General features: G+C 39.8%; 14 protein-coding genes. 6 read left to right on the top strand and 8 right to left on the bottom strand.

Annotated elements, in window-relative coordinates; all coding sequences use genetic code 11:
* Window positions 1–22 precede the first annotated feature (22 nt).
* Window positions 23–499 (top strand): GNAT family N-acetyltransferase, encoded by a 477-nt coding sequence (locus V6C71_04330; protein HEY9767721.1) that lies wholly within the window; start codon window positions 23–25, stop codon window positions 497–499.
* Between the two features lies 1 nt (window position 500).
* On the opposite strand, the gene V6C71_04325 is transcribed toward V6C71_04330, so the two are convergent.
* Window positions 501–1,259, bottom strand: coding sequence for a hypothetical protein (locus V6C71_04325; GenBank protein HEY9767720.1), 759 nt, complete (start codon window positions 1,257–1,259; stop codon window positions 501–503).
* A 437-nt stretch (window positions 1,260–1,696) separates the two neighbouring features.
* On the opposite strand from V6C71_04325, the gene V6C71_04320 reads away from it, so the two are divergent.
* Window positions 1,697–1,957, top strand: a complete 261-nt coding sequence (locus tag V6C71_04320; protein HEY9767719.1) for a hypothetical protein — start codon at window positions 1,697–1,699, stop codon at window positions 1,955–1,957.
* Window positions 1,958–2,115: 158 nt separating this feature from the next.
* Window positions 2,116–2,259: a hypothetical protein gene (locus V6C71_04315; protein HEY9767718.1), complete on the top strand. Its 144-nt coding sequence runs from the start codon at window positions 2,116–2,118 to the stop codon at window positions 2,257–2,259.
* Here V6C71_04315 and V6C71_04310 read toward each other — a convergent pair.
* The 3 genes from V6C71_04310 to glyA all read right to left on the bottom strand — a co-directional run bounded on the left by V6C71_04310 (window position 2,244) and on the right by glyA (window position 5,980).
* A complete protein-coding gene (locus tag V6C71_04310) occupies window positions 2,244–3,506 on the bottom strand; it encodes a competence/damage-inducible protein A (protein ID HEY9767717.1) in 1,263 nt (420 codons plus the stop codon). The two genes, V6C71_04315 and V6C71_04310, sit on opposite strands and share 16 nt — an antisense overlap.
* Before the next feature lie 21 nt (window positions 3,507–3,527).
* Window positions 3,528–4,589, bottom strand: a complete 1,062-nt coding sequence (locus V6C71_04305; protein ID HEY9767716.1) for an MraY family glycosyltransferase — start codon at window positions 4,587–4,589, stop codon at window positions 3,528–3,530.
* A gap of 107 nt (window positions 4,590–4,696) precedes the next feature.
* Entirely contained in the window at window positions 4,697–5,980 is a 1,284-nt protein-coding gene (glyA, locus tag V6C71_04300; protein ID HEY9767715.1) for a serine hydroxymethyltransferase, read from the bottom strand.
* Window positions 5,981–6,335: 355 nt separating this feature from the next.
* Here glyA and V6C71_04295 point away from each other — a divergent pair, with 355 nt between their 5' ends.
* Together V6C71_04295 and V6C71_04290 are read left to right on the top strand one after the other, a co-directional pair.
* Entirely contained in the window at window positions 6,336–6,530 is a 195-nt protein-coding gene (locus tag V6C71_04295; GenBank protein HEY9767714.1) for a hypothetical protein, read from the top strand.
* 136 nt (window positions 6,531–6,666) lie between these two features.
* Window positions 6,667–7,197 carry a Tic20 family protein gene (locus V6C71_04290; protein HEY9767713.1) on the top strand — a complete coding sequence of 177 codons (531 nt, stop codon included), beginning with the start codon at window positions 6,667–6,669 and terminating at the stop codon, window positions 7,195–7,197.
* 74 nt (window positions 7,198–7,271) lie between these two features.
* Here the strand turns inward: V6C71_04290 and V6C71_04285 are convergent, their stop codons facing one another.
* Window positions 7,272–8,039, bottom strand: coding sequence for a fumarylacetoacetate hydrolase family protein (locus V6C71_04285; GenBank protein ID HEY9767712.1), 768 nt, complete (start codon window positions 8,037–8,039; stop codon window positions 7,272–7,274).
* Between the two features lie 258 nt (window positions 8,040–8,297).
* On the opposite strand from V6C71_04285, the gene rpsF reads away from it, so the two are divergent.
* Window positions 8,298–8,648, top strand: a complete 351-nt coding sequence (gene rpsF / locus V6C71_04280) for a 30S ribosomal protein S6 (GenBank protein ID HEY9767711.1) — start codon at window positions 8,298–8,300, stop codon at window positions 8,646–8,648.
* A gap of 99 nt (window positions 8,649–8,747) precedes the next feature.
* On the opposite strand, the gene V6C71_04275 is transcribed toward rpsF, so the two are convergent.
* The 3 genes from V6C71_04275 to V6C71_04265 all read right to left on the bottom strand — a co-directional run bounded on the left by V6C71_04275 (window position 8,748) and on the right by V6C71_04265 (window position 11,989).
* Window positions 8,748–10,508 (bottom strand): hypothetical protein, encoded by a 1,761-nt coding sequence (locus V6C71_04275; protein ID HEY9767710.1) that lies wholly within the window; start codon window positions 10,506–10,508, stop codon window positions 8,748–8,750.
* A 724-nt stretch (window positions 10,509–11,232) separates the two neighbouring features.
* Window positions 11,233–11,502, bottom strand: coding sequence for a molybdate ABC transporter substrate-binding protein (gene modA / locus V6C71_04270; protein HEY9767709.1), 270 nt, complete (start codon window positions 11,500–11,502; stop codon window positions 11,233–11,235).
* A 259-nt stretch (window positions 11,503–11,761) separates the two neighbouring features.
* Window positions 11,762–11,989, bottom strand: a complete 228-nt coding sequence (locus tag V6C71_04265; GenBank protein ID HEY9767708.1) for a substrate-binding domain-containing protein — start codon at window positions 11,987–11,989, stop codon at window positions 11,762–11,764.
* Window positions 11,990–12,080: the final 91 nt, after the last annotated feature.

Genomic DNA, 12,080 nt, shown 5'->3' with positions numbered 1-12,080 from the left:
TATTGGGAATCAACTATCGATCATGCAAATTAGATTGTTTCAGCCAGAAGATACAGAACAAATTGCTTGGCTATTTCATAACACCGTCAGAAAAATCAATATTCAGCACTACTGTTTAGAGCAAGTTACAGCTTGGTCACCTGATGATATTTATTTTAGAAACTGGTTAACAGTATGTTCCGACAGATTTTCATATGTTGCCGAACAAGATGGCAAAATCGTTGGCTTCGGGGAGTTAGAAGCAAATGGCCATATTGATTGTTTTTATATCCATTATCAGCACCAGCGTCAGGGAATTGGCAGTTCAATATATCAGGCGATAGAAATTAAAGCTAGAGAATTAAATTTACTTTGCTTATTTACTGAAGTAAGTATTACCGCCAAACCATTTTTTATGAGTCGAGGATTTACCGTTATTAAACAACAACAGGTATTGTGTCGAGGACAAACTTTTAGCAATTATTTAATGGAAAAACTTCTAACTATTGAGCAGCATTAATTTAGCTATTTTTTTTTAAAACTAATATCTCGGCTTTGAGGTTATCGATCTTATGAAGAATTTCGCGTTTTCGAGCATAATCTTTGATGTGAACTAAAACACTAGACCAGGCTCTAATTTGAGCTTCTTTTAGTTCTACTTCGTTGGTAGATTTTAAAGCTGATGCCAAATCTTTGATCGTCAAATCATCAGGACGATCGCTGTTTGCCAATGCTGCCCATTGCGCTGCTATTTTATAAGATTTTACGGCAGCTTCTTTATCCCCCATAAACAATAATTCATCTAATCCTTTGGAAGTCCAAAGATGTGCAGCTTCTGCTGATTTAGGATCTACAGAATCTAAAACCTGTTCCATTAAGGCGATCGTTTTTTCTGGATGACCAGCATACATAGAATTAGCAATAGACAGCCTTAAATAAGCCTGAGTGAAACGAGGATCGACTTTGGTTATAGTTTCAAAATAATGAGGAACTAAGCTGTAACCAATCGTCTCTCTAGCACTTTCATTACCAAAATACTGAACAAAGTTTAAATATGACCAATTAGCCTTCAAATTACCAAAGCCTAGATTGGGCGATCGCCTTTGCCAATCGATTAATCTAGACTGTTCTTTTTCTTGAGCCAAATAATTAGCACTGCTAAGTTTTTGGGCTGACTTTTTATAATCTTGACTTTGTAAAAGTACTATTCCTGCTAAACAGATGAACGGAGAAAGTGCAGCTAATAATTTAGTAATTTTCTTCGACTGTATAAAGGACATATTAATTGACTCAAAAGATTAATGTTCAGTATTTTCTTTTACAAGAATACACTTATATTATTATCGTTTTTGTCAACAGCAATTTACATTTCCTTTGTCAATTTAATCGCTCAGTAATAGAGATAACAGGAATATAGCTTTGTTTGTCTATATTTAACTAGATGTACAAGCGAATATTAGCAAAATGTAGTTCATTAAAACTTTATACTTGATTCAATAAAACTATGTAAAAGCCTTAGCAAAAATATTCAATAACTTTGAAATATTTAATCGCGTTTGTGAACTTAAAAGGTTAGTTCAATTCAAAAATTAGTTTTAACTCATAAGCAAACGTCTTATCGCTCCACATAAATTAAAAAACTTTATTTATAACCATATCGTGCAGCAGATGAGTCACAATGTATATTTGTCGACCGTATTTGAGGAATATATTAGTTATGGCAAGTGAGCAAGGATTACCCTTAGATCGCCAAAAGCGGATTAGAGAGCATTTAGCGAAAAGTTCTGGTGGCGAGATTGATTTTCAACGTAGTCCTCAAAACTACAATCCTAATCAAACTTCTCCTAATCAATCCAGTGAGAGGAAAAGCCGACAAGAACATATCGAACGTAGTAAAGGAAACTACAATTTTAATACTGGAAACCAGCAAGAGCGCAAAAGTCGAATTATGAGTCATGTTCGCATTACCAGAGGGTAGAATCGCTGTCAGAAGTCACAAGTGTACTGAAGCTAGAAGAAAGATGAAGTAAGATAACTGATAACTGATTTCAAACAGAGGTAATTATCCATTATTAAACTGTGGACTTTTCCACAGCAAGATCTAAGGCGTATCAATCCAGTTGAGTTTAATTTTCTTTGATCCAGTGTCAAGATACTCTGGGGCGATCGCTTTTGGCAAATGTACTATCTGAGGATACTCAAATTAATAATAATTTTGCTACTTTTCTCACCACCGAAGGCAGAGTATCTTTCACTTCACTTACTCAACAAAGTATATGAGGTTTAACTAAATTGCGTCGCAGCAAATCCAGAGCAGAACAGGCACTTAAATAACGGATTAATTCTCGCCCTCTTTGTTTGCCAAAATGATATTCATAACTAAAAGTCTTGTTTTTAGGAGTAGCTAATCCCAGATAAACTAGACCGATGGGTTTAGTTTGGGTATCTCCATCAGGGCCAGCTATGCCTGTGATACTAAGCCCCCAATCGGTTTGTAAACGCTGTTTTACCCCCAGAGCCATTTGTTGAGCAACAATTTCGCTTACTGCTCCATACTTTTCTAAATCTTGGTTGTTAACATTTAAGAGAGCCTTTTTAACCTGGTTAGCATAGGCAATTACTCCGCCCAGAAAATAGCTGGAGCTACCTGGAATTTCGGTTAACATTGCTCCTAATCCTCCGCCTGTACAGGATTCAGCTACACTGAGGGTTTGTTGAGCGGTTTTTAATAAATTTCCGACTACCGAAGCTAAAGTAGCTTCATCACTGCCAAAATAATCTAATCCAGCAATCTTCTTAATTTCTGTCGCTACAGGTCTAATTATCGCTTCTGCCTGAGTGCGGTCAACCGCTTTGGCAGTAATCCTCAGACGAACTTCTCCTTTTCCTGCATAAGGCGCAACTGTTGGGTTATCAGAATCAAATAGATGAGCTACCTTTTCTGCCAGAGCTGACTCGCCGATCCCGCGAAAACGCATCATTTCACTGTAAATAGTATCTTTATCCCAACCCTGACTTTTAAGAAAAGGAACGGCTGTCTCTTGCCACATACGGTACATTTCTGAGGGAACTCCAGGAAAGGTCAAAATAGTAATACCTTCTTTTGGTTGCCAGATAATACCTGGAGCTGTACCGCTAGGATTCGGCAGTGTTGCTGCTCCCTGAGGTACTAGTGCCTGTTTACGGTTGCTAGGAGACATGACACGGCCCACCGAGGCAAACTTACTTTCAATATCTTGAACGATCGCCGCATTTTCCGTAAGAGGCGTATTAAAAAAACTGGCAATTGTTGCCGTAGTCAAATCGTCGGGTGTTGGCCCTAAGCCGCCAGTAAAAATTAAGATTGAAGAACGTTTAGTAGCTATATCCAAGACTTGATGAATACGATCTACATTATCTCCCACCACGGTTTGATAGTAGTGGGGAATACCTAAGTTGGCTAGCTCTTGAGCTAGATACTGACAATTAGTATTTAAAATATCTCCCAGGAGTAATTCTGTGCCAATACAAATAACTTCTGCGCTCATTAATATTACTGACTAATTTAATTATCTATGATCACTTCGACTAGCTCGCCAGACTTGCCAAACCTGCCAAAATTGCCAAGTTAATAACATTGTTGCACCAATTGCATACCCCCAACCGCTGGGAATGTTGGAAAAACCCATAGCTAAACTACCTACCCAAAAAGTCAGGGTGTAAATGAATAGTACAGTTTGACGTTGGGAAATACCAGTTTTGAGCAACCAATGATGAAGATGGCTTTTATCGGCAATAAAAGGAGATTTGCCTTTGCTGATGCGAGAGAAGATAACGGCAGACATATCTAAAATTGGCACTGCCAAAATTAGGTAAGGCAATACAACAGCGGTAATAGCGGTAGTCTTGACCAAGCCAATTACACCAACCGCTGCCAGGGTAAAACCCATAAAATATGCGCCACCATCTCCCATGAATATTTGAGCAGGATTGAAATTATAGCGTAAGAAGCCCAAAGCTCCTCCTGCCAAAGCAGCAGCGATTAAACCAGCAGCAGACTGATTCATAAATAAGGTTACTACCAGCATTACAAAGGCTGCAATCCCTGAGACTCCAGCAGCTAAACCATCAACTCCATCAATCCAGTTGATGGCATTAGCCATGCCAACTAGCCAAACTACGGTAATAGGCAGACTAAGCCAATATATTTGAATTAAAGAATAAACGGGAAAAGATACAAAATCAATTCGCACACCCATATACCAACAGCCAGTGGCTACGGTAATCTGCATCAGTAGACGCGAAACAGGAGTGAGATTAAATAAATCATCAGCAAAACCAATCCCAAAAAACAAAATGCTGCCAATGATTACCGCCCAAACCTCTGTTGCTTTTTGGGGTGCTAAAGTAGAAAATCCCCCCAGAAGCCAAACAATGATCAAGGCGGCAATTGTTCCTGCGAAAATAGAAACCCCGCCAACGCGCACAACGGGATTTTTGTGAATCTTTCTAGCGTTTGGGCGATCTACTATACCCAACTTTAAACCCAAAGTTTTTACATCAGGTATAGTCCACAACACAAAGGTTACAGAGATGAGAAAAGCAATCAGATGATACAGTTCAATAGGCATCTGAGTTTATGACCTCGGAGAGCTAATTTGAGTATTAAAGTGTACTTTACGAAAGCGCGAAGTCGTTGATGACGTTGAGCGATACTTTCTTCTCTCTCACCATAACCTTAGATTTTGGCAGGTACAGGAATCTGTAGATAAGGATAAAGCGGAAAGCGATCGCACAATGCAGCCACTCGGTTTAAACAATCATTTTGTACAGCCTCGTCTTCTGGGCTGAGTAATTTGTCAGCAATAATATTAGCAATTTCCTGAAACTCTGTCGCCCCCATGCCTCTTGTCGTCATTGCAGGAGAACCTAAACGCAGACCACTAGTCACGAACGGAGATTCAGGATCGAAAGGCACAGTGTTTTTATTAGCGGTAATATTCACCTGGCTAACTAAAACGTCTGCTTTTTTGCCTGTCATGCCAATACAACGCAGGTCAACTAGAATAAGATGATTATCTGTACCGTCAGATACTAGCTTAAAGTTTCTGGTTTTGAACCCCTCTGCCATCGCCTGAGCATTAGCAATTACTTGACCCGAATATTCTTTGAATTCAGGTTTAAGAGCTTCGCCAAAGGCTACCGCTTTACCCGCAATTACGTGTTCTAAAGGACCGCCTTGAGTACCGGGAAAGACAGACTTGTTTAGCTTTTTACCTAGTTCGGGGTCGCGAGTTAAAATCAGACCACCTCTAGGGCCTCTTAAAGTCTTGTGAGTGGTAGTAGTAACTACGTCGCAAACAGAAACAGGATTGGGATGATGACCTGTAGCGACTAAACCAGCAATATGGGCAATATCGGCTAATAGGTATGCACCTACCTCATCGGCAATTTCTCTAAATTTAGCAAAATCAATAATACGAGGATAGGCAGAATAACCACAAATAATAAGTTTAGGACGTTCTTTTAAAGCTAATTCTCTAATTTGATCGAAGTCTAGCTGTTCGGTTGCTTGATTTACGCCATACTGGACTACATTAAACCATTTACCTGAAACGTTTACAGGAGAGCCATGTGTTAGGTGACCACCGTGAGACAAGTCCATACCCATAATGGTGTCTCCAGGCTGAAGCAGAGTTAAAAATACGGCAAAGTTTGCCTGTGCGCCTGAGTGGGGTTGAACGTTTGCCATTGCTGCGCCAAATAGTTTTTTGGCACGGTCGATCGCTAGCTGTTCGGCGCGATCTACAAATTCACAACCGCCATAATAGCGTTTTCCTGGTAAACCTTCGGCATATTTATTGGTCAATACCGAACCCTGTGTTGCCAACACCGCAGGGGAAGTAAAGTTTTCGCTGGCAATCAACTCTATATGCGATCGCTGACGACCTAATTCTAGATCGATAATTTCAGCAATTTCTGGATCTGTTTGGGCGAGAAAATCTAAATTAGTTTGAGTCACTCTTTGATTCTGGGTTTTTGAATAAGTATTATCTATGCTATCTAATTCGGTGACCCCTGAAAACCATCAATCCTTGAAATATAACTGTTCAAGTAATTTGCTCTCGTCAAATATTAACCGCTACGGGCGATCGCTATTTAGACAATAATCAAACTCGATCTTTTTCGGCAAACGAAATTAGTGACTGAGAATTCTTTTGTTTGATTGCTAAACTTTGTGTTAAATTTTTTACCGTTTAATTGAAAAAATAGCTGTAAACTAGTAGTAAAAATTGTTAAGCTAAGTGGCTAAAACTGCCAATTGCCGTCAAAAAAAATTAGAATTTATTAAATATAGCTTCTGAAGGATTAACACGATGATAGTTATGATTGCAGATGAACAAATCTTGTCAGCCCAGCAAATTTGCCAGAGTTGTTTAATGTCAGATCATAGCGGCTTACCTCGATGGCATGATAGTAAGCTTGGATGTGCCAAAGTTCTTCAGAAGCCAACATTTAAACAGGCAAAAGTTTATCAATGCCAGATGGGTTTTAATGTTACCCAGGTTTAACTCAACCAAATAATAATTAACTACGCTATTGTAAATATCTATAGTTATCTAGGTTAAATTACCAGATATTACTAAGCTTGTTAATCTTTGATAAGTGTTAAGTATGTTTGGATTTTAGCTTTAAATAACAATAGTAATGCCAAAAACTGAAACTTTAAATTACGGGAGATCGCTTAAAATGGCGTGGCGTGGTTCAACAGATATTAAAGATCGTTTTTTTGGAGCAGCCGTATACTTATTTGCCATATATGATGCGATGGCTTTAGGCTCAGGGTTACTAGTTCAAGTTCCAGCTCTATCACCTTTTTTCAACTTCTTACAACTACTTCTACTGCCCATAACTCTAATCTATGGTCTTTTTGATCGGGTTATTCCCTTCGGCTTTGGTAGTTTGATCGTATTTGTCATCTTGTTTATAGCAGTAGTGAGGAATGAGAAAATTTCTTATTTCATTCGTTTTAATACTTTACAATCAATTCTATTTGGAATTGCCATATCATTAATCGCAATTGTTTTTGATGCTGTGGGCGCATTAGCTTTAATTGGCGGTTTAGTGTTTATTTTGGGGACGGGTGCTAGTCTTTTTTGTATGGTGCAGTGTGCTTTGGGTCGCTATCCCGAAATTCCCTCTGTTTCTGATGCTGTGTATGGTCAATTACCAAGATAGTAAAGTAACTCAGCTATAAATAGCTAAAAACCAACAAATTAGAGCGCGGCAAATTCACCTGAGCAAGACTAAGACTAAGTTATTTTATTTGATAGACAACCAATTCCCTCTATTTCTACTCTAACTTCATCCCCCTGCTTCATTGCACCAACTCCTTCAGGTGTACCTGTCAAAATTACATCTCCTGGAGTTAGGGTCATTATTTGCGAGATATAAGCTACTAAAATATCGGGATTAAACACCATATCGCTAATTGAAGCAGATTGACGAGGAGTCATTTCATTATTAATAAAAGTTTTGATTCTAGCCTCTACGCTTAATTCTCGAACAATCCAAGGTCCTAGAGGACAAAATGTATCAAATCCTTTAGCTCTGGTCCACTGACCATCTTTTTTTTGTAGATCCCTAGCTGTAACATCATTGGCAATAGTATAGCCCCAGATACTTTTAGCAGCCTGTTCTGGGTTGGCATGGCTACAGCGAGCGCCAATAATCAAAGCAAGCTCTCCTTCGTAATCAACTTGCTGAGATTGAGACGGGTAATGAATATCTTGAGCATCAGCCACAATAGTAGTCGGTGGCTTGAGAAATAATAGAGGCTCTTTTGGTACTGGTGTACCCATTTCTAAGGCGTGTTTAAAATAGTTTTTTCCTACTGCCACAATTTTAGAAGGGACACAAGGCGCAAGCAGTTGGTATGTATCAAGCTCTTGTTCGATGTCCGTCTCCTGTCCGCCTAACCAAGGTGGAGAATCATATACGGCTACATTACGATTCGCCTTGAGTAAACCATAATAAATCTGCTCGCGATTAGTTTTGATGCGGACATAGCGTTGTGCCATAACAAAATCAAGCTCGAAATGGATGATTAAATAAAAGGTAATACTCCAGCTCACTGTTCAATTTGAGAAAAGTTTTGCTTTGAGCTAGCTCAATTTTAAGTTAATCTGTTACAGTCAAATCAAAATACTGGTAATTATTCGTCATGTAATAGTAAGATGATAGTTCCTTGCTTCTCAAGGTTGACTCAACAGTCAGGATTAATACTCGACTGCCGAAGATTATGAGAAGCCATCCCGTCCACAAGGAGAAAGATTGAAATGAGCAATAACTACGAAATGATGTACATCCTGCGCCCAGATCTATCAGAAGATCAGGTAGGAGATTCAGTCAATAAATACAAAGACTTTTTGAACGAAAACGGCGTAGAAAACTTAGATATTCAAGTCAAAGGCAAAAAAAGACTGGCTTATCCTGTAGGTAAATATTTAGACGGTATTTATGTACAGATGAACTATGATGCAGACGGAGCTCAAAATGCTCCTTTAGAGAGAATGATGCGCTTAAGTGAAGATACGATTCGCTATTTGACGATCAAGCTCAAAAAGCGTGCTATCATCGCAGCTCAAAATGCAGCAGCAGAGCCAGTATCAGAACCTGACGAAAATTAATTTAATTATTATTTTGTTGTCCTGAGAACCAGGAAAGCAGGTTATAAAATGTTTCTTACTACCTTGCTTTCTGGTTTTTGTTTGGTTGCTGAAGTTGAATTATTGGCGTGGTTTTGATTGACCGAGAATCTTATGCAAAAATTTTAAAGCGATCGCATAAGTAGGTTTGACTCCTGTTTGTCCTAAACTACCAGATGCTAGTGTACCGCTGGTCAATAAAGGATTATCTGAAGCATAGTAGACGTAACGTAAAATTACATTCTCATTGATGCTCTTGCGGATCTTAGCTGCTGCTTGAATTGCTTTTTGTAAATGCGCTCCTTCCATTTCCAAACCGACTACATTCCAAGAAGAACTTTTAAAGTAGTCTAAAACATCGGCATTTTGCAAAGAAGTTCCCAACACGGTTAACAAAGCTCCTTCGTGAACGGGAATTTCCACTCCTTGAAAATCCTGTTTAGTCATTTCATTCTCAAAAGGATAATTGTCCGCTGTTCCTTCAAAAATATGTGCCGTCGGCAGCATCAAATCGCCCTTTTTTCCTACCAAAGTTCCCGCTTTACCCATCACAGAAATTGAAACGAGATTAAGTTTTTCAGATTGCTCTTGAATTTTATAAGGTTTGAGCAATTCATCAAAAAGTTCAAAGGCTTGCTCGCCAAAGGCATAATCCATAACCAATATCACTGGTTTCTCCTCTTCTATCAATGCTCGATCGAGCTGTAACTCAGGAGCAAGCAAATTCAAGGGTAATCCTGAAGTATCAAAAATCTGTACGTGAATATTCGTTCCCGCTCGATCTTCGAGATAATACATTCCTTGCTGTAGGGCAAAATCCAATACTTCTTGGTTGAGATTGGCGTTTTCGGGTAAACTTAGTTCGCGAGCAATTTTTTCAATAGTTTCCGCTTCTCCCATTTGGTATTTTAGTGCGGGAAAAGCATAAAGACAATTAAGAATGCTGTGCAGATTAGCACTAATAATATGCAAAGGGCGTTGCCACAAATTAGACGACCAAAGAAATTTTTTTACCTCAGTCGCCCACCTTTCTCCATGAATATGATTTCCAATTCGTTCTCGTAATGCCGAACTAAAGCTAATTTGGCGATCGGCTTTGCCATTATGAGTCGGGCGATCGCGATGGTGCTGCATCTCTTCAATTGCCACACGACCTAACCAATAAACTATTTGAAATAAACTGTTATTGTAGGGTTCACTTTGGCGAAATCGACGTTCTGCTTCTACAGTCTCTTCAAAAGTACGCCCCAATAGGGTGCTAGTGTAAGAAATAGCCTGTTCTCTGACTTCAATCTCCTCTAAAGAAAAAGAACTAGCTGTTGAAGTTTGTTCCAGCACAATTTTTTCTAACTTCAGCCATTCTTGAGTCGGATAACCATCATCTAAAGCGTGCGCTCTAATTTTGTCAGCTTCAATGTAGATAAAAGTAAGATGGGTGAGAATATCATAAATCTCGCTACGCCCTCTGGTAACCTCAATTAACATTGTCTCTTCGTCGATTCGATAGCAGTTGCGACGACGCTTAGCAGGAATAATTTTTTCAAATGCCGAATTATTATAGCCTTCTGCTGCAATTAGTTTGATAAAACGGCATCTTTCAATCCCTTTTGGTAGACGAGTGGTTACATATGCCAATCCGTTTAATTCTACTTTTTCTGCATCAGCCATTGAACCATAAATTTCGGGCTGTAATGTCAGCAAAGCCTCACTTAGAGCAGAACCCGAAACACCTCCAGGTTTATAATGACCGCGCACGAACAGATGGCGCATAATTACATAAATTCGCTCGATTGCAGCTCTAGATTCTTGGGCGCGAGATCTCGAAGGAACTGATATAGTCATCGGTATTTTAAAAAATAACTCCAAGTCAAGTGTTGGGAAAATCTGACCTAGTTTTAATTTAATCCTCGATAAGTAATCGGATCGGCATTAAATCTGATAACTATAGGTTAACCTGGATTCAAAGCACAGTAATCATACTAAATCCTGTTTGGATAGAACACTTTAAGGTTAGGTAAGTCAGAAGTTAAAAGTCACAAGTCAGCCAATATCGGGTACACTCAATGCGATAAGTGCGACACGAAGTTAGTCCTTTAGGGCAAGCCGCTTCGTCGCATAAAGTCAGAAGTCAAAAGCGATGCAGCGGACGCGATATGCGGAGCGGTATGAAGTAAGCATTTGCCAATCACGGATTCACGGATAAACCGCACTCCGCCCTTCGGTCTCGAAGCTTCTTGAAGCAGTCCTAAAGGATACCGCTTCGCATATCGCTATACTTGGGCTTTGCCCAAGACCGCCCTAAAGGATTAGCTTCGCGTCCGCTGCTCCGCTTATCCGTGATAGACTAGCCCTAAAAGATTAGCGCCTGGAGGCGCGTCCTTCGCGTTGTCCTTTAGGACAAGGGGATAACATCAGAGAAGTTGTAGTTACTTTAAGTCAAAAGTACTTGATCAATCGGATTTAGTATCATTATTGTGAAGTTGAGGATATACCATTCGCCTGACATAAGAGGCTCGTTAAAAACAGTTAACAGTGGATTAATTTCCAAATCATAACCGCAGTACGATCAATTGTTGATTGGGATGAAGCCATGTTGTTGGAAAATAGCTTGAGCTTCAGTCGTCAAGAGAAATTGCAGCATTTGTTGAGCAGCCTGATGATTATCGCTGTCTTTAATAATGGCAATAGGATACACCACAGGGGAATAAGTCTTTTCTGGTGCGATCGCCACAACTTCTACCCGATGGTTATTTACTGTGTCACTACGATAGACTATGCCTGCATCGACGTTACCCGTGGCAACATAGTTATAAAACCTGACGCACATCCTTGCCATAAACTGCCTTCGATTTGACCAACGGTCCGTGCCGTCTCCGTCGTTTTATATGCCCTAAAGGACTAGCCCTAAAGGATTAGCTCCTTACGTCGCGTCCTTCGCGTCGCGGAGCGGTATGCTAAAGCATATGCGAAGCGGTATCCTAAAGGACTAGCTTCGCGTCGTCCTTTAGGACGGCGGAGTAATCTGTGACTGCATCAATAATATTTAAGTTGGTTAGTCTTTCTTGGGCATACTGCCCCGCAGGAACACTATTAGGTTATCCTAAAGCAATTTGCTGGATCGATTCTTGAGTTAAATCAGTAAAGCCAGCGATCACTCGCTTGCCTTTTGGCACGACTAACACCATCTGGTTTTTAACTAAATTTTGGCGAGTTTCCACCACAAGTAATTGTTTTTTTGCCAGATTATCCATCTGTTGTGGCGCAGCAGAGTTGACATCCTCTTCAGCCTGAAGGCATGAAGATTCCCCTAGAACAAAGACAATTGCTTCGGGGTGGTAAACGTTTCACCGCCAACAGCAAGCTTCGCTTGACTTACACTCGCTCGACGTTCGTTTTTATACTGGTCGGATTGCC

The organism is Coleofasciculaceae cyanobacterium (assembly GCA_036703275.1).
In the GTDB taxonomy this organism is placed as follows: Bacteria; Cyanobacteriota; Cyanobacteriia; order Cyanobacteriales; family Xenococcaceae; genus Waterburya.
Note: the sequence above shows the minus strand (reverse complement) of the source record. Positions and strands in the feature narration are given on the sequence as shown.